The 23,674-nt window shown below is 69.0% G+C and carries 22 protein-coding genes; 8 read left to right on the forward strand and 14 right to left on the reverse strand.

Annotated features, from left to right (window positions below; genetic code table 11):
- Positions 1 to 48: 48 nt before the first annotated feature.
- The 6 genes from H0I76_RS06410 to lexA all read left to right on the forward strand — a co-directional run bounded on the left by H0I76_RS06410 (position 49) and on the right by lexA (position 5,021).
- Complete coding sequence (locus tag H0I76_RS06410; protein ID WP_200608456.1) at positions 49 to 645, forward strand: anthranilate synthase component II; 597 nt, start codon at positions 49 to 51, stop codon at positions 643 to 645.
- The gene (trpD, locus tag H0I76_RS06415; protein WP_200608458.1) at positions 642 to 1,667 is read left to right on the forward strand and encodes an anthranilate phosphoribosyltransferase; all 1,026 of its coding nucleotides are present in this window, start codon (positions 642 to 644) and stop codon (positions 1,665 to 1,667) included. Before H0I76_RS06410 ends, trpD begins: the two co-directional genes overlap by 4 nt.
- Positions 1,660 to 2,475: an indole-3-glycerol phosphate synthase TrpC gene (gene trpC / locus H0I76_RS06420; RefSeq protein WP_200608460.1), complete on the forward strand. Its 816-nt coding sequence runs from the start codon at positions 1,660 to 1,662 to the stop codon at positions 2,473 to 2,475. The genes trpD and trpC overlap by 8 nt, the downstream gene beginning before the upstream one ends.
- Complete coding sequence (gene moaC / locus H0I76_RS06425; RefSeq protein ID WP_200608462.1) at positions 2,472 to 2,945, forward strand: cyclic pyranopterin monophosphate synthase MoaC; 474 nt, start codon at positions 2,472 to 2,474, stop codon at positions 2,943 to 2,945. The genes trpC and moaC overlap by 4 nt, the downstream gene beginning before the upstream one ends.
- Positions 2,946 to 2,955: 10 nt before the next feature.
- Positions 2,956 to 4,146, forward strand: coding sequence for a molybdopterin molybdotransferase MoeA (locus tag H0I76_RS06430; RefSeq protein WP_200608464.1), 1,191 nt, complete (start codon positions 2,956 to 2,958; stop codon positions 4,144 to 4,146).
- Between the two features lie 140 nt (positions 4,147 to 4,286).
- Complete coding sequence (gene lexA / locus H0I76_RS06435) at positions 4,287 to 5,021, forward strand: transcriptional repressor LexA (RefSeq protein WP_200608466.1); 735 nt, start codon at positions 4,287 to 4,289, stop codon at positions 5,019 to 5,021.
- 70 nt (positions 5,022 to 5,091) lie between these two features.
- On the opposite strand, the gene H0I76_RS06440 is transcribed toward lexA, so the two are convergent.
- On the reverse strand, positions 5,092 to 7,419 hold the full coding sequence (locus H0I76_RS06440; RefSeq protein ID WP_200608468.1) for a ComEC/Rec2 family competence protein: 2,328 nt from the start codon (positions 7,417 to 7,419) through the stop codon (positions 5,092 to 5,094).
- A 55-nt stretch (positions 7,420 to 7,474) separates the two neighbouring features.
- Here H0I76_RS06440 and gltX point away from each other — a divergent pair, with 55 nt between their 5' ends.
- Both gltX and gltA read left to right on the forward strand, forming a co-directional pair.
- On the forward strand, positions 7,475 to 8,905 hold the full coding sequence (gene gltX / locus H0I76_RS06445; RefSeq protein ID WP_200608469.1) for a glutamate--tRNA ligase: 1,431 nt from the start codon (positions 7,475 to 7,477) through the stop codon (positions 8,903 to 8,905).
- 85 nt (positions 8,906 to 8,990) lie between these two features.
- Positions 8,991 to 10,289, forward strand: coding sequence for a citrate synthase (gene gltA, locus H0I76_RS06450; protein ID WP_200608471.1), 1,299 nt, complete (start codon positions 8,991 to 8,993; stop codon positions 10,287 to 10,289).
- Positions 10,290 to 10,394: 105 nt separating this feature from the next.
- Here the strand turns inward: gltA and lpxB are convergent, their stop codons facing one another.
- From lpxB to H0I76_RS06515, 13 genes are all read right to left on the reverse strand, one after another.
- Positions 10,395 to 11,573 (reverse strand): lipid-A-disaccharide synthase, encoded by a 1,179-nt coding sequence (gene lpxB / locus H0I76_RS06455; RefSeq protein ID WP_200608473.1) that lies wholly within the window; start codon positions 11,571 to 11,573, stop codon positions 10,395 to 10,397.
- Positions 11,570 to 12,463 carry an LpxI family protein gene (locus H0I76_RS19685; RefSeq protein ID WP_200608475.1) on the reverse strand — a complete coding sequence of 298 codons (894 nt, stop codon included), beginning with the start codon at positions 12,461 to 12,463 and terminating at the stop codon, positions 11,570 to 11,572. Before H0I76_RS19685 ends, lpxB begins: the two co-directional genes overlap by 4 nt.
- Positions 12,464 to 12,467: 4 nt before the next feature.
- Positions 12,468 to 13,256 carry an acyl-ACP--UDP-N-acetylglucosamine O-acyltransferase gene (gene lpxA, locus H0I76_RS06465; protein ID WP_200608477.1) on the reverse strand — a complete coding sequence of 263 codons (789 nt, stop codon included), beginning with the start codon at positions 13,254 to 13,256 and terminating at the stop codon, positions 12,468 to 12,470.
- The gene (fabZ, locus tag H0I76_RS06470) at positions 13,253 to 13,750 is read right to left on the reverse strand and encodes a 3-hydroxyacyl-ACP dehydratase FabZ (RefSeq protein ID WP_200608479.1); all 498 of its coding nucleotides are present in this window, start codon (positions 13,748 to 13,750) and stop codon (positions 13,253 to 13,255) included. The genes lpxA and fabZ overlap by 4 nt, the downstream gene beginning before the upstream one ends.
- Before the next feature lie 89 nt (positions 13,751 to 13,839).
- Positions 13,840 to 14,502: an OmpH family outer membrane protein gene (locus tag H0I76_RS06475; protein WP_200608481.1), complete on the reverse strand. Its 663-nt coding sequence runs from the start codon at positions 14,500 to 14,502 to the stop codon at positions 13,840 to 13,842.
- A gap of 70 nt (positions 14,503 to 14,572) precedes the next feature.
- Entirely contained in the window at positions 14,573 to 16,930 is a 2,358-nt protein-coding gene (bamA, locus tag H0I76_RS06480) for an outer membrane protein assembly factor BamA (RefSeq protein ID WP_200608484.1), read from the reverse strand.
- An 81-nt stretch (positions 16,931 to 17,011) separates the two neighbouring features.
- Complete coding sequence (gene rseP, locus H0I76_RS06485; protein WP_200608486.1) at positions 17,012 to 18,355, reverse strand: RIP metalloprotease RseP; 1,344 nt, start codon at positions 18,353 to 18,355, stop codon at positions 17,012 to 17,014.
- A 21-nt stretch (positions 18,356 to 18,376) separates the two neighbouring features.
- Positions 18,377 to 19,549 carry a 1-deoxy-D-xylulose-5-phosphate reductoisomerase gene (gene dxr, locus H0I76_RS06490; protein WP_325166411.1) on the reverse strand — a complete coding sequence of 391 codons (1,173 nt, stop codon included), beginning with the start codon at positions 19,547 to 19,549 and terminating at the stop codon, positions 18,377 to 18,379.
- A gap of 56 nt (positions 19,550 to 19,605) precedes the next feature.
- On the reverse strand, positions 19,606 to 20,451 hold the full coding sequence (locus tag H0I76_RS06495; RefSeq protein WP_200608490.1) for a phosphatidate cytidylyltransferase: 846 nt from the start codon (positions 20,449 to 20,451) through the stop codon (positions 19,606 to 19,608).
- Positions 20,452 to 20,466: 15 nt separating this feature from the next.
- Positions 20,467 to 21,210, reverse strand: coding sequence for a polyprenyl diphosphate synthase (gene uppS / locus H0I76_RS06500; RefSeq protein WP_200608492.1), 744 nt, complete (start codon positions 21,208 to 21,210; stop codon positions 20,467 to 20,469).
- Between the two features lie 74 nt (positions 21,211 to 21,284).
- Complete coding sequence (gene frr / locus H0I76_RS06505; RefSeq protein WP_200608494.1) at positions 21,285 to 21,854, reverse strand: ribosome recycling factor; 570 nt, start codon at positions 21,852 to 21,854, stop codon at positions 21,285 to 21,287.
- Positions 21,855 to 21,890: 36 nt separating this feature from the next.
- Positions 21,891 to 22,631, reverse strand: coding sequence for a UMP kinase (pyrH, locus tag H0I76_RS06510; protein WP_200608496.1), 741 nt, complete (start codon positions 22,629 to 22,631; stop codon positions 21,891 to 21,893).
- Between the two features lie 95 nt (positions 22,632 to 22,726).
- Positions 22,727 to 23,629, reverse strand: a complete 903-nt coding sequence (locus tag H0I76_RS06515) for an aminotransferase class IV (protein WP_200608498.1) — start codon at positions 23,627 to 23,629, stop codon at positions 22,727 to 22,729.
- Positions 23,630 to 23,674: the final 45 nt, after the last annotated feature.

Genomic DNA, 23,674 nt, shown 5'->3' on the forward strand with positions numbered 1-23,674 from the left:
CAGCGGCCAACAGAGAACCCGGCTCGCCGGTCGAGAGAGACACCCCCGATGCTTCTGCTGATCGACAATTACGACAGCTTCACATGGAACCTCGTCCATTATTTCGGCGAACTCGGCGCCGAGATGCGGGTCGAGCGAAACGATGCGCTGAGTGTCGAGGACGCGCTGGCGCTCAAGCCGCAGGCAGTGGTGCTCTCACCAGGCCCCTGCACGCCGCGCGAGGCAGGGATCTGCGTCGAGTTGATCCGGCAGGCGCCGGCCGACCTGCCGATCATGGGAGTGTGCCTTGGCCACCAGGCGATCGGCGAGGCCTTTGGCGGCGACGTGATCCGCTGCCACGAGATCATGCACGGCAAGCTCTCGACGATCACCCATGACGGCACGGGGCTGTTCGAGGGATTGCCGCAGGGCTTCGAGGTCACCCGCTACCACTCGTTGACGGTAAAACCCGAGACCCTGCCCGACTGCCTGCATGTCACGGCGCGCTCGCAATCGGGCGTGATCATGGGGCTCGCGCATCGCAGCCGACCGGTCCATGGCGTGCAGTTCCACCCCGAATCCATTGCCTCCGAGCACGGCCATGCGATGATCGCGAATTTCCTGAGGCTCGCGGGCCTTCCGGCCGGCGGGCGGCGCGCGGCATGAGCGGCGATCTGAAACCCTTCATCTCGTCGGCGACGGGCCGCGCCCTGAGCCGGGCCGAGGCCGAGGAAGCCTTCGGCATCATCATGGCCGGTGACGCGAGCCCCGCGCAGATCGCGGGCTTCCTGATGGCGCTGCGCATGCGCGGCGAGGCGGTCGACGAGATCGCGGGCGCCGCCGCGGCGATGCGCGCGCGCGCCGCGAAGGTCAAGGCGCCCGACGGCGCGATGGACATCGTGGGCACCGGCGGCGACGGCAAGGGCACGCTCAACATCTCGACCGCGACGGCCTTCGTGGTGGCCGGGGCCGGCGTGCCGGTCGCCAAGCACGGCAACAAGGCGCTTTCGTCACGCTCGGGCGCGGCGGATGCGCTGACCATGATGGGCGTCAACGTGATGGTGCCCGCAGCCGTCGCTCAGGCGGCCCTCGACCGCTGCGGCATCTGCTTCATGATGGCGCCCATGCACCATTCCGCGATGCGCCATGTTCAGCCGGTCAGGGTCGAGATGGGGGTCCGGACGATCTTCAACATCCTCGGTCCGCTGACCAACCCCGCGGGCGTGACGCGCCAGCTGACCGGCGCCTTCTCGGCCGACTGGCTGCGGCCGATGGCCGAGACCCTGCTGGCGCTGGGCTCGGAGGCCGCGTGGCTGGTGCATGGCAGCGACGGGACGGACGAGATCTCGATCGCGGGGACCACCAGGGTCGCGGCACTCGAGGGCGGCCATGTCCGCGAGTTCGAGATCCATCCCGAGGACGCGGGCCTGCATCCTCACCCCTTCGAGGAAATCCTGGGCGGCACGCCCGAGGCCAACGCCGAGGCGTTCCGCGCCCTTCTGGGCGGCGTGCATGGCGCCTACCGTGACGCGGTGGTGCTGAACGCGGCCGCGGCGCTCCTGGTGGCGGGCAAGGCCGCGTCGCTGCGCGATGGTGCCGGGCTGGCGCGGGAGAGCATCGACTCGGGCGCGGCGATGGCGCGGCTCGAGGCGCTGGCGCGTGTCACGTCGGAGGCCGCGGATGGCTGACATCCTCGAGAAGATCAAGGCCTACAAGCTGGAGGAGGTCGCCGCCCGCAAACGGGCGCGGCCGCTGGCCGAGGTCGAGGACGCCGCGCGCGCAGCCCCCGCGCTGCGCCCGTTCCGCGCGGCCCTCGCGACCGCCGAGGCTTCGGAGCGCTACGGACTGATCGCCGAGATCAAGAAGGCGAGCCCGTCGAAGGGCCTGATCCGCGCGGATTTCGACCCGCCCGCGCTGGCCCGCGCCTACGAGGAGGGCGGCGCGACCTGCCTCAGCGTCCTCACCGACACGCCGAGCTTCCAGGGCGCCGACGACTACCTGGTCGCGGCGCGCGGGGCGGTCTCGCTGCCGGTGATCCGCAAGGATTTTCTCTACGACACCTACCAGGTGGCCGAGGCAAGGGCGCTGGGGGCGGACTGCATCCTGATCATCATGGCGAGCCTGTCCGACACCCAGGCGGCGGAGCTCGAGGCGGCGGCGTTCGAGTGGGGCATGGATGCGCTGATCGAGGTCCATGACCGGGCCGAGCTCGACCGTGCGCTGGCCCTGAAATCCAGGCTCCTCGGTATCAACAACCGCAACCTCAAGACCTTCGAGACGCGGCTCGAGACGACCGAGGAGCTGGCGCCGCATGTCCCGGCCGACCGGTTGCTGGTGGGGGAAAGCGGCCTTTTCACCCCGGCCGACCTTGCACGGCTGGCGCGCGCCGGGGCGCGCAGCTTCCTGATCGGCGAGAGCCTGATGCGCCAGCCCGACGTGGCGGCGGCGACGCGTTCGCTGCTGGCCAATCCCCTGCCCCGGGCCGGCGCGGCATGAGCGGCTTTACCCATTTCGACGCCGAGGGCCGCGCCCAGATGGTCGATGTCGGCGACAAGCCCGCGACCGAGCGCATCGCCACTGCGAAAGGCCGCGTGGTGATGGCGCCCGAGACGCTCGCGATGATTGTCGAGGGCCGCGCCAAGAAGGGTGACGTGCTGGCCGTGGCCCGGCTCGCCGGCATCATGGCGGCGAAGAAGACGGCCGACCTGATCCCGCTGTGCCACCCGCTGATGCTCTCGAAGGTCGCGGTCGACCTGGTGCCGCTGCCCCCGGACCGGATCGAGATCGAGGCCACGGTGAAGCTCACGGGCCAGACCGGGGTCGAGATGGAGGCGCTGACCGCCGTCTCGGTTGCCGCGCTCACGGTCTACGACATGGTGAAGGCCGTCGACCGCGGCATGCGGATCGAGGATATCCGGCTGACCCACAAGTCGGGCGGCAAGTCCGGCAGCTTCGACGCGGCATGAGGCACGCTGGATGATTCCGGTCGCCGACGCCCTCGCGCGCCTACTCGCGCTGGTCGAGCCACTGCCGGGCGAGACCGTGCCGCTGGCCGAGGCCGGAGGCCGCGTCATGCTGGACGACGCGGTGGCGACCCGTGACCAGCCGCCCTTCGACGCCTCGGCCATGGACGGCTACGCTGTGCGCGCGGCCGAGGCGGTGACGGGTGCCGACTTGGAGGTCGCCGGCCAGTCCGCGGCCGGACGCGCCTTCGGCGGCGCGCTTCCCCGGGGCGGGGCGGTTCGCATCTTCACCGGGGCGCCGGTTCCCGAAGGCGCCGACGCCATTCTCATTCAGGAAGACGCCGAGCGGCAGGGCAGCCGCGTGCGCGTCGTCACCCCGCCCGGTCGCGGCGAGTATGTGCGGCCGCGGGGCATGGACTTCCCCGCAGGCTTTCGGCTGCCAGGCCCGAGGCGGCTCGCGGCGCGGGATGTCGCCCTGCTGGCTGCCATGAACCTCCCCACTGTGACCGTTGCGCGCCGGCCCGTGGTCGCGCTGATCCCAACCGGCGACGAGCTGGTCGAGCCGGGCGAGACTCCGGGCGCGGACCAGATCGTGAGCTCGAACAATTATGGCCTCGCGACAATGCTCGCCGCGATCGGCGCCGTGCCGCGGATGTGCCCGATCGCGCGCGACACCCGCGCCAGCCTCGTCGCCGCGCTGGAAGTGGCGCGTGGCGCCGATTTCATCGTCACCCTTGGGGGTGCGTCGGTCGGTGACCATGACCTCGTGGCCGAGGTCTTCGGCGCGGAGGGGCTCGCGCTCGACTTCTTCAAGGTCGCGATGCGACCGGGCAAGCCGCTGATGGCAGGACGGATCGGTGGTTCCGTGATGCTGGGCCTGCCGGGGAACCCGGTCTCGAGCATGATCTGCGGCGAGATCTTCCTTCGTCCCGCGATCGACCGCGCGCTGGGCCTGCCAGCGCGCGCGCGGCCACGTCGCCGCGGGCGGATCGAGGCCGCCATCGAGGCAAACGGGCCGCGCGAACACTACATGCGCGCGGTGATGCGCGAAGGAGCCGACGGCGTGGCCCTGCTCTCGACCCTCTCGCGGCAGGACTCGAACCTTCTCGCGACGCTGGCCGAGGCCAATGCCCTGATCGTGCGCGCACCCCACAGCCCCGCCGCCGCGCAGGGCGAGGCCGTGGAGTTCATCGCGCTCGACTGACCCGGCTGAAATTATCCACAGGCCGGCCAGACGAAGCGCGGGATTGACACAAAACAAGAACTTAAATAGAACAGTTCGTGGGGATCGACGCGGGCTCCCTGCTCGCGCGGTGGGACGCAGGTCTATCGGGGGCAAGGCTTATGCTGACGCGAAAGCAGCACGACCTTCTGATGTTCATCCACAACCGGATCCAGCGCGACGGGGTCTCTCCGTCGTTCGACGAGATGAAGGATTCGCTCGACCTGCGCTCGAAATCCGGCATCCACCGCCTGATCACGGCCCTCGAGGAGCGCGGCTTCATCCGGCGCCTGGCACACCGTGCACGGGCGATCGAGGTGCTGCGCCTGCCCGAGAATGTCGACGGGCGCCCGGCCCGCGGCGCGTTCCGCCCCTCGGTGATCGAGGGCGATCTGGCCGACACGCGCGACGATGTCAGGCTCGAAACCAGCATGACGCAACTGGGCGAGACCCACGAGATCGATGCCGACACCTCGACCGTCCCCCTGATCGGGCGAATCGCGGCGGGTGTGCCGATCGAGGCGTTGGAACAGGGCGGCTCGCGCGTCGGCGTGCCCGCGATGATGTTGAGCCGCGACAAGGAGCATTACGCGCTCGAGGTCCGGGGTGACTCGATGGTCGATGCCGGCATCCATGACGGCGACATCGTCGTCATTCGCCGCCAGTCGACGGCCGAAACGGGCGATATCGTGGTCGCGCTGATCGAGGACCACGAGGCGACGCTCAAGCGGCTGCGCCGCAAGGGTGGCGCGATCGCCCTCGAGGCCGCCAACCCTGCCTACGGCACGCGGGTCTATCGCACCGACCAGGTGCGGATCCAGGGCCGGATGGTTGGACTGATCCGCACCTATTCCTGATCCCGGCGCCGCGCGCGGCGATGGGACCGGACACCGGCTAATCTGGCGCGGGTTGCCCGCTTGTGTCACGTCACGAGGCGGGCGCTGGTCTTTCGCCGGATGGAGCCCGGCAAGTCAGGAACCCGCTCCAACCTCGGCATCGGAGGCGGGGCCCTCCTGCCCGCGCGCTTCGCTGACGTCTTTCCGCGGCTTGCGGCGGTTCCAAAGGCGGGGCGCGCGATCGGTGCTGTGCTCGACCCTCAACCCCTCCCCCCCCCGGCCAGACAGCGATCGCGCCCGCGCGGCGCAACGCGGCGCGGCCGTAGAAGAGGCACGCGCCGGCGGGCGCCTCCGCCGCGTTGCGCGCGATCAGTAGTGTCTTCGGCGTGCACAGCGCCGCGAGTTCGCCCGGCTCGGGCCTTGTCGCGTTGACGACCTCGAGCCGCCAGCCGCCGCCGAGCGCACCCCGCAAGCTGCGGCCGTGTTCGAGCCCCGGGCGGGCCGCCGCCAAGGGCTGATCGGCGCCGTCGCCGTCGCGCCGCAGCCATGTCTCGGCGGCATAGGACTGTCCCTTGGCCCGGTCCAGCGCCCGCCCCTCGGGACCCATCAGGCCCACCAGGGCGGCATTCGGAGCGACGATGAGCACCGGGCGCTGCGGTGGAAGCCAGATCCACAGAGCGAGCCCCGCCAGGATCGGCGCGACGCCCACAAGCCGCCACCCGCCGCGCCAGAGCGCAAGCCACAGCCCGCCCAGGGCGATCAGCGCGAGATGCTCGGATGCGCCGGCCGGCACCACCCGATCCGCGCCCGGCAGCGCCGCGGTTGCGTGAGCGACACCAAGCACCCAGTCGATGCCGGCCCCCATCACACCGAGCGGTAGGCCTGCGAGCCCGAGCGGCGCGCCAAGGGCCGCGAGGATCGCCGAGGGAGCGATCACGAGCCCCATCACCGGAACCGCGCCGAGATTGGCGAGGAGACCGTAGGGCGCCAGCCGGTTGAAGTGATAGGTCGAGAACGGGGCCGTCGCCGCACCGGCAACGAGGCTGGTGATCACGAGGCCGCCCGTCCACACCAGGGCCACGCGCAGGATGCGCCCACGCAGGCCGAGTGGCGGGGCGTCCGGCGCCTTCTCCCGCCGGCTGCGCGAAAGGATCGCAAGTTGCTCGTAGCCTGCGACCAGCGCCAGCGTCGCCGCGAAGCTCATCTGGAAGCCGACATCGAAAAGGCTCACGGGCCGGACCGCGAGCACCACGGCGGCGGCAAGCGCGAGGCCGCGGAGCGAGATCGCCGGGCGGTCGAACAGCACCGCTAGGAAGGCCACGCCGACCATCACGAAGGCGCGCTGCGTCGCCACGGTCGCGCCCGAGAGCATGAGATAACCGGCCCCTGCCAGCAGCGCCGCCACCGCCGCGACCTTCTTGGTGGGCCAGCGCAGGGCAATCCGGGCGGGCAGCGCCAGCCCAAACCGGACGGCGGCAAAGACCAGCCCGGTCAGGAGCCCCATGTGGAGGCCCGAGATCGCGAGCAAATGCGCAAGGCTCGAGATCCGCAGTGCCTCGGCATCGACCTCGGCGATGCCGGCGCGGTCGCCCACGATGATCGCAGCGGCGAAGGCGCCGGACGCCCCCGAAACGGCCGCGCGGATGGCTTCGGCAAGGTCCATGCGGGTCGAGGCGAGCCAGAGCCGCAACCGATCGAAAAGCCGGTCGACGGGGCCGCCAGCATCCGTGGCCATCGCCTCGTGCGACGGGATGCGCAGCACCGGGTTGCGGCTGTAGCCGACCGCACCGATGCCCTCGAAGAAAGCGCGGGTTCCGAAATCGAACCCGCCGGGCTCGACCGGGTCGCCGGGTGGGAGCAGCGTTGCGCTGAGCCGGATGACCTCGCCGGGCCGCGGGGCATTGGTGAAGTCGAGGCCAAGAAGCGCGACGCGCAACCGCGCCGGCGTCTCCTCCTCCTCGACCCCGAACAGCGTCACGCGATCGAGCAGCACGCGCGGCGCCTCGGATGCCGAGCGGTCGAGCACCAGCACCCGCCCCTCGACCGTCAGGCCGCGGGGGCCGTCGAGCACCGGTGCGGCGACACGATGCGCATTCACAAGCGCCAGGGCATAACCCATCGACAGCGCCAGGGCGGCGAAGACCACGCCGCGCAAGACCAGATGGCCACGCACCCGCGACAGTGTCGCCGCCAGCAACGGCACGGCGGCGAGCACCGCGGTCCAAGCGGGCGGCTCGGCCGGCAGGGCGAAATAGAGCCAGATGCCCATGCCCAGGAGCACGGGCAGCCAAAGGCCGGCACGGCGCATTTCAAGCGCCAGAGCCCCTCCCCAGTCGATGCGGTGCCAGAGACCGACCTTGCCCACGCGACGCGCCTGCCCCATAACAGCCCCCGCCAGTCCCGGCGAGGCCGCGCCCATCTCGCACCCGCCGCGTTAACCGACCGTTAAGCACGCCGAGTAGACCGAGAGCGCCATGTCCGCCGAAAACAGCCCCGAGACCGCACCCGTCGTCACCCGCTTCGCGCCATCACCCACGGGCTTCCTGCATATCGGAGGGGCGCGCACCGCGCTCTTCAACTGGCTGTTCGCGCGTCATCACGGCGGGCGCTTCCTGCTCAGGATCGAGGACACCGACCGCGCGCGCTCGACCCCCGAGGCGACCGCCGCGATCTTCGAGGGATTGCGCTGGTTGGGGCTCGACTGGGACGGCGAGGCGGTGAGCCAGTTCAGCCGCGTCGAGCGCCACGCCGAGGTCGCGCACGAGATGCTGGCCCGTGGTGCTGCCTACAAGTGCTTCGCCACCAAGGAAGAGATCGACGCCTTCCGCGAGGAGGCGAAGGCCGCGGGTCTGCCGCCGCTGTTTATCTCGCCGTGGCGCGATGCCGACCCGACGACGCACCCCGACGCGCCTTACGTGATCCGCCTCAAGGCACCGCGCGAGGGTCAGGTCACGGTCGAGGACAAGGTGCAGGGCACGGTGACCTGGGCCGCCGAGCAGATGGACGACCTGATCCTGCTGCGATCAGACGGCACGCCCGTCTACATGCTGGCGGTGGTGGTCGACGACCACGACATGGGCGTCACCCACGTGATCCGCGGCGACGACCACCTGACAAACGCCGCGCGCCAGAGCCTGATCTACCGCGCGATGGGCTGGGAGACCCCGGTCTTCGCCCATATCCCGCTGATCCACGGGCCGGATGGCGCCAAGCTGTCGAAGCGGCACGGCGCACTGGGGGTCGAGGCCTATCGCGATATGGGCTACCTGCCGCAGGCGATGCGCAACTATCTCGCGCGACTGGGCTGGAGCCATGGCGACGACGAGTTCTTCACGACCGAGCAGGCCATCGCGTGGTTCGGGCTGGAAGCGGTCGGCCGCAGCCCGGCGCGCTTCGACTTCGTGAAACTCGAGAGCCTCAACGGCCAGCACATCCGCTCACTGGACGACGACGCGCTGATGGCCGAACTGATGAGTTTTTGTGCAGCGCAAAACATCGTGATCGACGCGAGCCGCCGCGAGGCGCTGCGACAGGCGCTGCCGGGACTGAAAGAGCGGGCCAAGCTGCTTCCGCAACTTGTTGATCTTGCTTATTACATCCTGGCGGATCGTCCGCTCGAGCCGGACGAGAAGGCGGCCAAGTTCCTGGATGCGGACGGGTCTGCGACACTCGCTCGTTTGACGCCGCACCTGCAAAATGCTAGCGACTGGACCGCAGGAAAACTGGAAGAAATCGTCCGTTCCTTCGCCGAGGGAGAAGACATCAAGCTCGGCAAGGTTGCGCAGCCACTGAGGGCCGCCCTCACCGGACGCGCAATCAGCCCAGGGGTCTTCGACGTGATGGAGACGCTGGGCAAGGCTGAGACACTGGCGCGCCTGGGAGATGTTGCGCCGGATCCGGCCTGAGGACCGTCTGCCCGCCTGCACGAGAAAACGCCGGCAAGGGGACGTCATCAGCGACCCCGTGCCTCCAGAAAAAAGGGTAGCTATCATGGCCGACGCATCCAGCCGCACTGCAACGCTCACCTTCGATGGCAAGTCCATCGAACTGCCGGTGTACGACGCGGTCCACGGCCCGTCGGTGATCGACATCCGCAAGCTCTACGCGGACATGGATGTCTTCACCTACGACCCCGGCTTCACGTCGACGGCGAGTTGCGAGTCGACCATCACCTTCATCGATGGCGACAAGGGCGAGCTGCTCTATCGCGGCTACCCCATCGACCAGCTGGCCGAGAAGAGCCACTTCCTCGAAGTCTGCTACCTGCTGCTGTTCGGCGAACTGCCGAACGCCGCGCAGCTCGAGGACTTCGAGAACCGGGTGACCCGGCACACCATGCTGCACGAGCAGATGGTCTACTTCTTCCGCGGCTTCCGGCGTGACGCGCATCCCATGGCCGTGATGTGCGGCGTGGTCGGCGCGATGTCGGCCTTCTATCACGACTCGACCGACATCACGGACCCCTGGCAGCGCGAGGTCGCGCAGATCCGCCTGATCGCCAAGATGCCGACGATCGCGGCCTGGGCCTACAAGTACTCGATCGGCCAGCCCTTCATCTACCCGCGCAACGACCTCGACTATGCGTCGAACTTCCTGCACATGTGCTTCGCCACGCCGTGCGAGGAATACGTCGTCGACCCGATCCTGGCCCGGGCCATGGACCGGATCATGACGCTGCACGCCGACCACGAGCAGAACGCCTCGACCTCGACCGTGCGGCTTGCGGGGTCGAGCCACGCGAACCCCTTCGCCTGCATCGCCGCCGGCGTCGCCAGCCTGTGGGGGCCCGCGCATGGCGGCGCGAACCAGGCCTGCCTCGAGATGCTGCGCGAGATCGGCTCGCCCGACCGGGTCGACGAATACGTCAAGAAGGCCGAGGACAAGAACGACAGCTTCCGGCTGATGGGCTTCGGCCACCGCGTCTACAAGAACTACGACCCGCGCGCGAAGGTGATGCAGGAGACGGCCAAGGAGGTGCTCGACCTCCTGGGCGTCAAGGACAACCCGATCCTGCAGACCGCGCAGGCGCTGGAGAAGCGGGCGCTCGAGGACGAGTACTTCATCTCGAAGAAGCTCTACCCGAACGTCGACTTCTACTCGGGCATCATTCTCGAGGCGATGGGTTTCCCGACCGCGATGTTCACGCCGATCTTCGCGCTGTCGCGCACGGTCGGCTGGATCTCGCAGTGGAAGGAGATGATCGAGGACCCGGTGCAGAAGATCGGCCGCCCGCGGCAGCTCTACACCGGCGCGCCGATGCGCGACTACATCGACATCGAGAAGCGCTGAGGGCTATCTCCGGCCAATCTGATCTGGGGCGCGGATGGCGAGGGCCGTCCGCGCCCTTCGCTTTCCGGGGCACATCTTCTGCCCACGGGGGCACTCGCCAGAGGCTCAGCCCGAGCCTTGCGCCGCGCGGTCGAGAACCCGCAGAACCGAGCGCGCGGCCCTGATCGAGGGCGCCTCGGCACCACGCCCCAGCGCCGACAACGCGGCGTCGGCGGCAGCGAGCTGAGCCGCGCGCTCGGGCGTGTCGGAGAGGAGCGGCGAGACCGCTGCGGCAAGCGCCTCGGGCGTTGCGGCCTCCTGGTAGAATTCCGGCACCGCGCGGGTGCCCGAGGCGAGGTTCACGAGGTTTGCCGTCTCGATCCGCAGGAGCCGCCGCACGATCATCGCGGTCAGCGGCGCGGCCTTGTACGCGGCCACATGGGGCGTGCCGCCCGCCGCCATCTCGAGCGTCACGGTCCCCGACGCCACCAGCGCGGCATCGGCGGCCGCGAAGGCCGCGCGTTTTTCAGCCTCGCCCATCTCGGGGGTCACGAAGACCGGCGCGAGGTCACCGAAACCCGCCGTCACCTCGGTCGCCACCGTCTCGGCCACCGGCACGACGATCCGCAAGCCGGGATGCGCGGGAACCAGCAGGCGCACGCTGTCGACGAAGAGCGGCATCAGCCTGCTCACTTCCCCCCTGCGCGAGCCGGGCGCGACCAGCAGGAGCGGCGCGTCGGCGGCAATGCCGTGGCGCTGACGAAAGGCCGCGAGGTCGGCGGCGGTGACCGGCGCCCTCTCGGCGATCGGATGGCCGACGAAATCGCAGGTCATGCCGGCGGCTTCCATGTAGGGCGGCTCGAAGGGCAGGAGCGCCAGCACGTGGTCGACATGGCGCGCCATCTTGGCCGCGCGACCAGGCCGCCACGCCCAGACCGAGGGGGCGACGTAGTGCACCGTGGGAATTGCCGGGTTGGCGGCACGCACGCGCTTGGCGACGCGCAGGCTGAAGCTGGGGCTATCGACCGTCACCAGGACATCGGGCCGCCGCGCAAGCACGTCATCCGTCACTTCGCGCAGGCGCCGCAGGATCGACGGAAGGCGCGGAAGCACCTCGGTAATGCCCATCACCGAAAGTTCGGAGATGTCGAAGAGGGAAACGAGCCCGGCCGCCTGCATCTCGCGCCCGCCAATGCCGGCGAAACGAACATCCGGGCGCTGGGCCTTGAGAGCGTGCATCAGTGCGGCACCGAGCCTGTCGCCTGACGGCTCGCCCGTGACGAGATAGACCAGCGGGCCGCTCATCCTCCCTCCGCCAGGTCGCTCGGCAGCGCCCCGAAGACGAAGAGGCCAAGGCGGTCCGCGGCCTCGCGCGTCGCCTGCGGGTCGAGCAGATGAATCTCGCCTGCCGCGCCGACGATGCCGCGCAGCCCGGCACGGGCCGCCCCCTCGACCGTCGCCGGGCCGATGGTGGGCAGGTCGAAGCGCCGGTCCTGCCCGGGCTTGGGCGCCTTCCACAGCACGCCCGACGGTGGCGGCGCGGCCCGCCGCCGCTCGGCCGGGAGTTCGGCGATACGAGCGAGCATGAGATCCGTCCCCTCGATCGCCTCGACCGCGAGGCAGAGCCCGCGCGCGACCACCGCCCCCTGCCCCACGTCGACCGGGCCGAGCGCCGTCACGATGGCCGCCGCGCGCGCGGCATCCTTGAGGTCGGCGGCGGACGGTGCATGACGGCCAAGCGCGCCGCGCGGCAGGGTGAGCTCGTCGCCCAGGATCTCGGCGGGCGAGATGAGGCGCAAGCCGCGCTCCTCGAAGACCGCGCCAAATCCCCTCAGCATCGCGTCGTCACCGCGTGCCAGCAGCCTCAGCGCGCGCCCCAAGAGCCTCAGAGCGGTCCAGTCGACCCGCCAGGGCCTCAGTCGCGGCCGGTTCATGGCGCCGGCGAAGACGACCGTCTCGACGCCGGCACGGCGCAGCGCCGAGAAGAGCCGCCCCGCGCGCTCGAACTCGTGGCGCTCGATCGGATGGGCGGCCATCCAGGTTTCCTCGCAGCCGGGAAAGACGATCAGGAGGTACGGAAGGCCTGCCTCGCGCCGCGCCTCGGCCAGTCGCTGGGGCAGCGTGCCGCGCCCCGCGATGATCGCGAGGCAGCCCGGCGGGCCAGCCTGGCCGCCCGAGCCGGCAGCGCCCGCCACCGCGTCAGACCTCGCGCGGGGTGCAGAAGCTGCGCGCGCTGTCGGCGAGGATGAAATCGGTGATCAGGCGGACGGCCGGGACATCGGCGAACTCGGCGGCAATGCGCGAGGCCCGCTCGGCAAAGGAGCCCTCGCCCGAGAAGATGCCACGATAGGCCGCGCGGATGGCGTGAATGGTCTCGCGGTCGAAGCCGCGCCGCTTGAGGCCCACGAGGTTGAGCCCGCCGAGCTCGGCGCGGTTGCCGATGACCGACCCGAAGGGGATGACGTCCTTCTCGACCCCGGACATGCCGCCCACCATTGCCTGGGTGCCGATGCGCACGAACTGGTGCACGGCGCACAGGCCGCCGAGAAAGGCGAAATCGCCGACCTCGACATGGCCGGCCAGCGTCGCGTTGTTCGCGAGGATCACGTTGTTGCCGATCTGGCAGTCATGGCCGACATGGCTGCTCATCATGAACAGGCAGCGGTCGCCCACCCGCGTGACCATCCCGCCACCGGCGGTGCCGGGGTTGAGGGTGACGTGTTCGCGAATCATGCAGGATTCGCCGATCTCGAGCCGACTGGGTTCGCCCGCGTATTTGAGGTCCTGCGGCTGATGCCCGACCGAGGCGAAGGGCCACACGCGCGTGCGGGCGCCGATGCGCGTGCGGCCAGCCACGGCGACATGGCTGATCAGCTCGACGCCGTCGGCCAACTCGACCTCGGGGCCGACGACGCAATAGGGGCCGACGCGGACGCCCTCGCCGATCTTCGCACCATCCTCGATGATTGCGGTCGGGTGGACGCTCACGCGCCACCTCCGCCGCGGCGGGTGTCGTTCTCGTCGATAATCATCGCCGAGAACTCGGCCTCGGCAGCGATCTCGCCGCCGACCTTGGCCTCGCCCCAGAATTTCCAGATCTTGCCGCGCCCGCGCAGGATGGTGACATGCAGCTCGAGCACGTCGCCGGGGACGACCTTGCGCCGAAAGCGCGTCTTGTCGAGGGTCATGAAGTAGACGAGCAGGTTCTCGTCGACCTTGCCCAGCGTATCGACAACCAGAACCCCTGCGGTCTGCGCCATCGCCTCGACGATGAGCACCCCGGGCATGATCGGCTCGACCGGGAAATGACCCTGGAAGTGGGGCTCATTGGTCGTGACATTCTTGATGCCGACCGCGCCCTTGCCGGGGTCGATCCCCACGACCTTGTCAATGAGGAGGAACGGATATCGGTGCGGGATCATGCGCTTGATCCGCGCGAGATCCGCGACGCCGCCAGCCTCCGTTCCAACACCCTTTTCCATGGCGCTCCTCGACCCGACCTATCCAGCTGCCTTTTCGTGATCGCAAGGCGGGCTCACAAGGTCAAGCGCGAATGCCGCGCGCATGGCGGCTACTCGGCTTCCGCCGGAGCCTGCTCGGCGTCTTCGGGCGGAAACACCGCGCCTGGCACGGGAGTTGCGCCGGGCATCCCCTCGCCGGGGGTCTGTCCGCCGGGCATACGCGCACCGGGCTCGTCCGGCATCACGACCACCGGGACGCTGACCCGCTCGTCGAAGAGCTCGATGGCGCGCGCGGTCACGTCGATCGACTCGTCTACCGCCAGCACGCTCTCGGCATCGATCACCGCGAGGGCACCACGCTCGACACGCACCTCCTCGAGGATGGGGCCGAGCGCCTCGACGAGGTGCCGGCGTGCATCGCGATAGGCGCGCTGCAGCGATGCCGCGAGGCTCTGGGCGCGGCGGCGCTCCTCGCGCACGCGCTGGTCGAAGGCCGCGACCCGCAGTTCGAACTCGTCGCGCGACAGCGTTGTGCGCAGGCGGGTCAGTTCCTCCTCCTCGGCGGCGAGCTCGAGCTTCACCGCGTCGATCTCGCGCTGCAAGGCGTCGGTCGCGGACTGCTCCGACGCGGCAAGGCGGCGCGCGGCGCTTGCCTCGTCCAGCACCTGCCCGCGGGAAACGACGAGGACCTGGGTCGACTGCGCCCCGGCGGGCGCCGCTAGCCGGAGCCCGCCGCCCGGCGCGGGGCTGACCAGTGCGAATGTCACTGCCATCAGGCCCGCCAGCGCGATCCTGCCCGCCGGCGAGAGGAGGCGTGGGGCGCGGGCAGCGCGGGCCACCGGCTTAGAACCGGGTCCCAATCGACAGCCGGAACAGCTCGCTTTCGTCATAGCTCTTGTCGATGACCGGGACGCCGAGGCTGAGCTCCAGTGGACCGAAGGGCGTGTCGATGAACAGCAGGCCGCCCGCGGCCATGCGGAAGTAGAGCTTGTCGTCGATCACCGTCGGGGGCGGGTTGTAGACGGTCTGGTCGAGATGCCAGACCGTGCCCGCATCGACGAAGGCACCGCCGTAGATGCCAAGCTCGTCAGGCAGACCGATCGGGAAGGACACCTGGAAGCGCGCCGCCAGCATGTAGTTGCCACCGAGCGCGTCGTCCGTTCTTATGTCGCGCGGGCCAATACCCTCCTGCGCGAAGCCGCGCAGGGTATCCGAGCCGAGGAAATAGCGTTCGGTGACGCGCGTGTTGGGGCCGAAGCTGTAGATCCCCGCGGCCTCGAGTTCGAGGCTGGCGACCACTTCGTTGTCGAAGAAGCCCTGCCAGCCCTTCGCCGTCGCCCGCGTCCGGATGAACCGCGAGTCGCCGCCGAGGCCCGCGACCTCCTGATCGAGCGACAGCAGGTAGCCATCGGTCGGCTCGATCTCGTCGTTGCGCTGATCGTAGCTCAGGCGATAGCCGACGAGCGAGGTGTTGCGCTTGCCCTCGTCCGCCTTGATCGCGGGCGACGCATTCGAGGCGACCGTGATGTCGTCGTGCAGGAAGCTGTAGCGCAAGCCGAGATCCGTCCGCTCGCCAAGGGGGAACCCGATCGAAGGGGTCACGCCGGCACGCTTCTGCTCGAACGACGACTCGTCCGAGCGGTCATCGTCGAGATAGAAGGCCCGGAAGCTCGCGGAGAGGTCGCGATCGAGCACGCGCGGCTCGACGAAAAGGAAGTCGTAGAGCTGCGTGTCGCCCGCCGCCGTCACGCCGACCTGCACGGTCTGGCCGCGGCCAAGGAAGTTGCGCTCGGTGACACGCACGTTTCCGATCGGACCAGCCGAGGTCGAGTAGCCGATACCGAAGCTGAGCGAGCCGGTGGAGCGCTCGGCCACCTTGACCTTCAGCACCGCGCGATCTTCGGCCGAGCCCTGCACGGCCTCGATGTCGACGCTGCTGAAGAAGTCGAGCGCGCGAATGTTGCGCTGCGCCTCGCGCACGCGGCGCGCATCGAAGGCATCGCCCTCGACGAGATCGATCTCGCGGCGGATGACGCGGTCAAGCGTCGCCGTGTTGCCTTCGATCTCAATGCGCTCGACGAAGATCCGGCTGCCTTCCTGGATCTCGAAGATCACGTCGACGGTCAGCGCCTCGGTGTTCCGCGTCGGCCGCGGGCGAACCTGCACGAAGGCGAAGCCCTTCTGGCCCGCGAGATCGGTCATCTCGTTCGCGATCTCTTCGACGCGCGTTGCGTCGTAGGTGTCACCGGAGAGGTCGTCGGGAATGAGCGCGAGAAAATCCTCGGGGTTCAGGCCGCGCGCCGAGACATTCACGTCCAGCGCGCCGAACGCGTAGACCGGGCCTTCGCTCACGGTGAAGGTGATGTAGAAACCGTCCCCGTCGGGCGCGAGTTCGGCGGTCGCCGACAGCACCGTGAAGTCGGCATAACCGCGTTCAAGGTAGAACTGGCGCAGCAGCTCCTTGTCGAGTTCGAGCTTGTCGGGGTCGTAGACATCGCTCGACAGGAACGAGGCGAGGATGCCTGACTCGGACGTCTCGATCACGCCGCGCAGGCGCCGGTCCGAAAACACCTCGTTGCCGACGAAGTCGATCGAGTTCACGCCGGTCAGATCGCCCTCGTCGATCTCGAAGACTAGGTCCACGCGGTTCTCGGGCCGCTCGATGATGACGGGCTCGACCTTCGCGCCGTAGCGGCCGGTGCGGCGATACACCTCGATGATGGCCTGGGCGTCGGCCTCGGCCGCGGACAACGTGAAGGGAAGCCTGGGGCGCAGGCTGATGATCTGCTGGAGATCCTCGTCCGCGAGGGCGTCGTTGCCCTCGAACGCGATCTGGTTGATCGAGGGGTTCTCGGTCACCTCGACCACGATCGCCCCGCCCTCCTGAATCACGCGCACGTCGCTGAACAGGCCGGTATCGAACAAGCGCCGCACCCCGTTGTTCAACGCCTCGGCGGTGAGCGGCGTTTCCGGGTCGATCTGCATGTAGGCGAGGATGGTGCCGACCTCGATGCGCCGGTTGCCCCGGACGACGAGAGACTGCCGGTCGGACTGCTCTGACTGGGCCAAGGCGGACCCGACGGTGAGACGTCCCAGACGGTCGAGACCGGGGTCCGGCATCAGTGCCATCAGCGGCAGCAAGATGCACGTGACGGCCCGCAACATGGCACGGGCGCGAAGGCCCACTCTTGCTCGCGGCATTCTTACCCCCTCTGCTCGCAGCGCTCCGTTCACGCGGACCGTCTGCTTGCAGCGCCTGTCCCGATATGCGTCGTTCCGGCCCTAGAGCCTCGCCAAGTCATTATACGTTGCGAACACCATGAGCAACAGCACGAGCGAGAGGCCGATCATTGTCCCGACACGGATTGCGAAGTCGCCGACCGGCCGGCCCCGGATCGCCTCGAACGCATAGAACATGAGGTGCCCGCCGTCGAGCACGGGCACTGGAAACAGGTTCAGCAACCCGATCGAGGTCGAGATGATCGCGATCAGGTAGGCGAACGACATGAAGCCTTCCTCGGCCTTCTCGCCCGAGATCTGGGCGATGCGGATCGGACCACCCAGCTGGCCCGTATCAGCATCCGCAAAGATCATGTCGCCGACGTAATTGAAGGTGCCCGTGACGATGCCCACGGTCTGCGCCACTCCGGAAAGCATCGCCTCGCCAAGGGTCCGTGCCTCGAGCGTCGGATTGATCCCGCCGAGACCGATGGCGCGCACGCCGATCGTCGGCAGCGGCTCGATCTCGCGGGTGACCGGATTGGTCCGCTCGACGATGTCGGGCATGAAGCGGAAGGTCATCGGGACATCGTCGCGGAGGATGTCGATGACGATTTCCTCGCCGAGAGCCTTGGTGGCGGTGACGACCTGGAGGTCGTAGAAGCTCGCGACCGGCTCGCCATCGACCTCGACGATCACGTCGCCGGCGACGAGCCCCGCGCGGGAGGCCGGCATGCCCGGATTGACGAAATCGATCCGCGAGGCGAGGCGATAAGCGACCGGCACGGTCAGCCGGCGGTCGCCGCGCTCGACCACGACATCGACCTGCTCGCCATTGGCGCGGACGAAGGCTGAAATGATCTCGCCGAACGTCTCGACGGGTTCGCCATCGATCTCGAGGACCCGGTCGCCGGGCTGAAGGTCAACCTGGCCCGCGAGTTCGGGGCGCAGCTCGCCGATCACCGGATCGTTGCTAGCCTTGCCCACCGCCAGCGACAGCGCCACGAACAGCACGAACGAGAGCGCGAAGTTGAAGACCGGCCCCGCGGCCACGGTTGCAGCCCTGCGCCAGAGGCTGGCGTTGTGGAAGGCGTGGGCGCGTTGTTCCGCGGTGAGGTCGGCGTCGTCGGCCTTGCCCGCGCTGGCGGGGTCCATGTCGCCGACGAAGCGGACGTAGCCGCCAAGGGGCAGTGCCGCGACCTGCCAGTGGGTGCCGCGCCGGTCGCTCCATCCCCAGAGCTTGGGGCCGAAACCGATCGAGAACACCTCGGCACGGATGCCGCACCATCGGCCGACGATGTAGTGGCCGAACTCGTGCACGAAGACGACGATGCCAAGCACGATCAGGAAGGGAACGATGGTGCCGAGCGCACCCCCGATCACCGGGATGGCGGACAGCAGTTCCATACGTTCACTCCCTTTCCAGCATCAGGCTGCGAAGCGCCCGACGAGTTCGCGCCCCACCCGGCGCGCTGCCGCATCGGCGGCAAAGACGTCCTCGAGATCGTGCGCAACCGGAAGATCGTCAAGCCGATCCATGGTTTGCGCGACCAGGCCCGCCATGTCGAGAAAACCGATCTGCCCCGCGATGAAGGCATCGAGCGCCACCTCATGCGCGCCGTTGAGCACGCAGCCCGCAACCCCGCCATCGGCCATCGCGCGTCGGGCGAGGGCGAGCGAGGGGAAGCGTTCCTCGTCCGGCTCCTGGAAATCGAGCCGCCCGAGGCGGGCGAAATCGAGCCGGTCGACCGGCAGCGCCGCGCGCTCGGGCCAGGTCAGGGCATGACCGATCGCGACCCGCATGTCGGGCGGCCCGAGATGGGCAAGGATCGAGCCGTCGCGGAACCCCACCATCGAGTGGATGATCGATTGCGGGTGGACGATGACCTCGATCTGGTCGGGCGTCACCTCGAACAGGTGCGACGCCTCGATCATCTCGAGCGCCTTGTTGAACATCGACGCCGAATCGATCGAGATCCGCGCGCCCATCGACCAGTTGGGATGGGCGACCGCCTCGGCCACCGTGACCGCCGCCATCTGGGCGCGGGTGTGATTGCGGAACGGGCCACCCGAGGCCGTCAGGATCAGCCGCTCGATCGGACAGTCGCGCTCGGCAGCGATGCACTGGAAGATCGCGTTATGCTCGCTGTCGACTGGCAGCAGGCGCGCGCCCGACCGGGCTATCTCGGCGAGGAACACGGACCCGGCGGCGACGAGGCATTCCTTGTTGGCGAGCGCGATGGTGGCCCCGGTCCGCGCGGCCGCAAGCGTCGGCGCGAGGCCCGCGGCGCCGACGATCGCCGACATGACCCAATCGGCGGGACGGGATGCCGCCTCGGTCAGCGCATCGCCCCCTGCCGCCGCCTCGATCCCGGACCCCGCGAGCGCCGCGCGCAGATCGGCAAGGCGCGACGGATCGGCGGTGACCGCGACCTGGGCGCCGAGCGCCCGCGCCGCGCCGGCAAGGCCCGCGATATTGCCGTTTCCGGTGACCGCAACCGTCTCGAACCGCTCGACGCCGAGGCTCTCCATCACCGAGACCGTGTTGCGCCCGATCGAGCCGGTGACGCCGAGAATGCTGATCCGTTTGCGCTCTGCCATCATTCTTCCTGTCAGCCCCGCCTTGGCGGTGACATTCTCATCGCATCCACAGCCGGTCACGACCAGATAAAAACCGTCTGTCCGCGCCAGAGCGTTACAACTGCAACCACAAGTGTGGCCGCAGTGAGCCCGTCGAGCCGGTCGAGCACGCCACCATGTCCCGGCAGGATGCGCCCGGAATCCTTGACCCCGAAATGGCGCTTGACCGCCGACTCGGCGAGGTCACCCGCCTGCGCCAGCGCCGAGCAGACCGCCGAGACGGCGCAGACCTCGCCATAATAGGTGCCGGTGGTCGCCCATGAAAAGACGCCGCCCGACAGGAATGCGAGCGCGACTGCCCCCAACGCGCCGGACCAAGTCTTGCCGGGGCTGACCCGGGGCCAGAGCTTCGGACCGCCGACCAGCCGCCCGGCGAAATAGCCGCCGATATCGGAGGCGGCAACCACGAGCACAATCCAGGCGCAGGCCAGCACGCCGAACGGGTCCGTCAGCCTGAGCCAGAGGAAGGCAATGCAGGCAGTGCCGAGATAGGCGAGCCCGATCGCCGCCCACGCCGCATCGCGCGGGCGCGCCGCAAGGCCGTCGCGCAGCGCGGCAGCGACGATCACCGCGACGAGGATCGCGATCCCCGCGCTCCAGCCGATCAAATAGCTCGCAAGAACCGCCGCCGCCGACCCAAGCACCGGAAGCGCTGCACCCAGCCCCGGCACGGCACCGCGGTAGCGCGTGATCGACGCCCATTCCCAGAGCATGAGCGCCGCCAGCGAGGTCGCAAGCAGCGCGGCCCAGATGCCGCCGAGTGCCACGAGAACGAAGGCGACGCCACCCGCGACCAGCGCCGAGACGATACGCGACCGCAAATCCGCAAAACGTGTGCCGGGTCCTGTCACCGCAGCGGGCATCAGCGTTTCGGCCCGTCACACCGCCGCGCTGACGGCGCCGAAACGTCGTTCGCGCGCCGCGAAGCTTTCGAGAACCTCGCGGAACCGCTCGGGCGTGAAATCGGGCCAGCATTCCTCGACGAAGGCGTATTCCGCATAAGCCGACTGCCAGAGGAGAAAGTTCGAGATCCGCATCTCGCCGCTCGTGCGGATCACGAGGTCAGGGTCCGTCACACCCGCGGTCCAGAGGTTCTGCGAGACTGTCGCCTCGTCGATCTTGTCGGGATCCAGCCGTCCCTCCGCCACTTCGACCGCCATCCTGCGCACAGCATCGAGCATCTCGGCGCGCGCGCCATAGGAGACGGCGACCTGCAGCAAGAGGCCGTCATTCCCGGCCGTGCGAAGCTCCATCTGCGCCATCGTCCGGCGCAGATCGGCCGGCAGCCGGTCGCGCTGGCCGATGAACCGCACGCGAGCGCGCATCCTGTCGAGCTCGTCGACCTCGCGGACCACGAAGCGGCGGAAGAGGCGCATGAGCACCTCGACCTCGTAGTCCGGCCGCCGCCAGTTCTCGGTCGAGAAGGCGAAGACCGTGAGCGATTCGAGGCCAAGTTCGGCGGCGGTTCGGACGATCTCGCGCAGCCGGTTCACACCGGCGAGATGCCCCGCCGAGCGCGGCAGCCCGCGCCGCTGCGCCCATCGGCCGTTGCCGTCCATGATGATCGCGACATTCGCGGGCAGACCGTTCACCGCCGGTCCCGCGGTCTCGTCAAGGTTCATCCGTGCCCACCCTCGTCCCGGTCCCGCCGTGCTGCACCAAGGCCGGCCGGGACGGCCGGTCGATGCGAGTGGCGTCAGACCTGCATGATCTCGGCCTGCTTCGTCTCCAGCGCCGTGTCGACCTTCTTGATGGCCGCATCGGTCATCGCCTGGATCTCGTCATGCCAAAGCTTCTGATCGTCCTCGGACATCCCCTGAGCCTTGGCCTTCTTGATCTGGTCCATGCCGTCGCGCCGAACGTTCCGAATCGCAACACGCGCCTGCTCGGCATATTGACCGGCAACTTTGGTCAATTCGCGGCGGCGCTCCTCGTTGAGCTCGGGAATTGGCAGACGCAGCAGCGTGCCGTCCACGACCGGGTTGATGCCTAGCCCGGAGGAGCGGATCGCCTTCTCGACCTTTCCAACCAGCGACTTGTCCCAGACCGAGATGGTGATCATCCGCGGTTCGGGGACGTTGACCGTCGCGACCTGGTTGATCGGGGTGTTGGCGCCATAGGCGTCGACCATCACCGGCTCGAGCATCGCCGCAGAGGCCCGCCCGGTGCGGAGGCTCGCGAATTCGGTGCGCAGCGCGGCCAGCGCGCCGTCCATGCGTCGCTCGATGTCGTCGGCGTCAATCTCGATCTCGTTCTCGTCGGACATTTTCTATGCCCCTTTCTTCCTTCGTTCCCTGCCCGTTCAGGGCCCCACCACCGTGAAGCGCCCCCGGCCATAGAGGACGTCGGTCATCGCCCCCTCCTGACGCAAGGAAAAGACCACAATCGGCAGTGTGTTGTCACGTGCGAGCGCGATGGCCGAGGCGTCCATCACCTTGAGGTTGCGCGCGAGCACCTCGTCATAGCTGATCCGGTCGTAGCGCTGTGCCGAGGGGTTGAGCTTGGGGTCGCTGTCGTAGATCCCGTCCACGCTGGTACCCTTGAAGATCGCGTTGCAGCTCATCTCCATCGCGCGCAGCGTCGCGGCGGTGTCCGTCGTGAAATAGGGATTGCCGGTCCCCGCGGCAAAGATCACGACGCGGCCCTTCTCGAGGTGGCGCATCGCGCGGCGCCGGATATAGGGCTCGCACACCGTATCCATCGGGATCGCCGACTGCACGCGGGTGTGAATGCCGAGGCCCTCGAGCGCCGACTGCATGCCCAGCGCGTTCATCACGGTCGCCAGCATGCCCATGTAGTCGGCCTGCGCCCGGTCCATGCCCTGCGCCGAGGCCGAAAGGCCCCGGAAGATGTTGCCGCCACCGATCACGAGGCAGAGCTCGATCCCGCGTTCATGCGCGCGCTTCACCTCGAGCGCGATGCGGTTCACGGTGGGCGGATGCAGGCCGAAGCCCTGATCGCCCATCAGGGCCTCGCCGGAGAGCTTGAGCAGCACGCGGGGGTAGACGGGGGCGCTCTCGGCGATCACTTCGCTGACGGTCATGCGCAGTTCCCCCTTAGCGTGCGGTCGCGCGGACCATGTCCGAAAGCGGGACGCGATGCAAGGCGACACAGGCTCCCATCGCGGGAAGAGACCCCTCAGGCATAGACGACGGGGTCGCGCAGCGCCGCGCGGCGCGTCATCTGCCAGTAGCGCTCGCGCAGCATCTCGCTCACCGGACCGGGCGCACCGTTTCCGAGGATGCGGTCGTCGACCCGGACCACGGGAACGGGTCCGCCCGCCGTGGTCGCGGTGAAAACCTCGTCGGCGTCGAGGAACTCGGCGAGCGGGATGTCGCGGACCTCGGCGGCGACACCGGCCTCGGCCGCGGCATCGAGCACCGTTTGCCGCGTGATCCCCTCGAGGCAGTGACCGCGCGGCGTGATCAGGCGGCCGCCGGAGACGCAGAACACGTTGAAGCCCGGCCCCTCGGCGATATTGCCGGCATGATCGGTCAGCACGGCGGTGTCGGCGCCGTGATCATATGCTTCGAACAGGGCCTGCGTGAAGTCACCCCAGTGATAGTTCTTCACGCGCGGGTTGATGCTGTCCTCGGGAATCCGGTGGGTCTGCCTGGCAATCCAGATGCGTGCGCCGCGCGCCTCGACCTCGGCGGAGATCACGCGCAGATAGGGGACGCACCAGGCGTAGAAGTGGTTGACGCAGTCACGCGGATCGCGGCTGCCAGGCACCGCGGGCGCGCCACGGCTCGCCACCATCGCGACATAGGCGTTGCGCAATCCGGCGCGGGCGACGATTGCATGCAGCGTCGCACGGATCGCGGCGTCGTCCTCGGGGATCGAGAGCCGGAGCGCCGCGCGCGAGGCCGCAAAGCGTGCGAGGTAATCAGGCAGCCGGAAGAAGGCGCCTTCCAGGACCGGCGCGACGTCATAGGTGATGTCCGACCGCGTCATCCCCCAGTCGGTGACGCCGATGCGGGCCTCGGCGATCGGGACGATCTCGCCCCGGATGATCGCCGCGCCTTTTGACCAGTCGTGCATCGTGCTCGCCCTCCGTCTGTCGTGGCGAGAGTGCGACGCGCCCCA

This window comes from Thermohalobaculum xanthum (genome assembly GCF_016623495.1).
Lineage (GTDB): Bacteria > Pseudomonadota > Alphaproteobacteria > Rhodobacterales > Rhodobacteraceae > Thermohalobaculum > Thermohalobaculum xanthum.

Excerpts from the sequence above, each read along its gene's own strand:
- fabZ (WP_200608479.1), bottom strand. The coding sequence starts at position 13,750 with ATGGAAAAGGGTGTTGGAACGGAGGCTGGCGGCGTCGCGGATCTCGCG.
- H0I76_RS06475 (WP_200608481.1), bottom strand. The coding sequence starts at position 14,502 with ATGGCAGTGACATTCGCACTGGTCAGCCCCGCGCCGGGCGGCGGGCTC.
- H0I76_RS06430 (WP_200608464.1), top strand. The coding sequence starts at position 2,956 with ATGATTCCGGTCGCCGACGCCCTCGCGCGCCTACTCGCGCTGGTCGAG.
- pyrH (WP_200608496.1), bottom strand. The coding sequence starts at position 22,631 with ATGACCGTCAGCGAAGTGATCGCCGAGAGCGCCCCCGTCTACCCCCGC.
- trpC (WP_200608460.1), top strand. The coding sequence starts at position 1,660 with ATGGCTGACATCCTCGAGAAGATCAAGGCCTACAAGCTGGAGGAGGTC.
- gltA (WP_200608471.1), top strand. The coding sequence starts at position 8,991 with ATGGCCGACGCATCCAGCCGCACTGCAACGCTCACCTTCGATGGCAAG.
- bamA (WP_200608484.1), bottom strand. The coding sequence starts at position 16,930 with ATGCCGCGAGCAAGAGTGGGCCTTCGCGCCCGTGCCATGTTGCGGGCC.
- rseP (WP_200608486.1), bottom strand. The coding sequence starts at position 18,355 with ATGGAACTGCTGTCCGCCATCCCGGTGATCGGGGGTGCGCTCGGCACC.
- H0I76_RS06495 (WP_200608490.1), bottom strand. The coding sequence starts at position 20,451 with ATGCCCGCTGCGGTGACAGGACCCGGCACACGTTTTGCGGATTTGCGG.
- lpxB (WP_200608473.1), bottom strand. The coding sequence starts at position 11,573 with ATGAGCGGCCCGCTGGTCTATCTCGTCACGGGCGAGCCGTCAGGCGAC.
- trpD (WP_200608458.1), top strand. The coding sequence starts at position 642 with ATGAGCGGCGATCTGAAACCCTTCATCTCGTCGGCGACGGGCCGCGCC.
- dxr (WP_325166411.1), bottom strand. The coding sequence starts at position 19,549 with ATGGCAGAGCGCAAACGGATCAGCATTCTCGGCGTCACCGGCTCGATC.
- moaC (WP_200608462.1), top strand. The coding sequence starts at position 2,472 with ATGAGCGGCTTTACCCATTTCGACGCCGAGGGCCGCGCCCAGATGGTC.
- uppS (WP_200608492.1), bottom strand. The coding sequence starts at position 21,210 with ATGAACCTTGACGAGACCGCGGGACCGGCGGTGAACGGTCTGCCCGCG.
- lexA (WP_200608466.1), top strand. The coding sequence starts at position 4,287 with ATGCTGACGCGAAAGCAGCACGACCTTCTGATGTTCATCCACAACCGG.
- H0I76_RS06515 (WP_200608498.1), bottom strand. The coding sequence starts at position 23,629 with ATGCACGACTGGTCAAAAGGCGCGGCGATCATCCGGGGCGAGATCGTC.
- H0I76_RS06410 (WP_200608456.1), top strand. The coding sequence starts at position 49 with ATGCTTCTGCTGATCGACAATTACGACAGCTTCACATGGAACCTCGTC.
- gltX (WP_200608469.1), top strand. The coding sequence starts at position 7,475 with ATGTCCGCCGAAAACAGCCCCGAGACCGCACCCGTCGTCACCCGCTTC.
- frr (WP_200608494.1), bottom strand. The coding sequence starts at position 21,854 with ATGTCCGACGAGAACGAGATCGAGATTGACGCCGACGACATCGAGCGA.
- H0I76_RS06440 (WP_200608468.1), bottom strand. The coding sequence starts at position 7,419 with ATGGGCGCGGCCTCGCCGGGACTGGCGGGGGCTGTTATGGGGCAGGCG.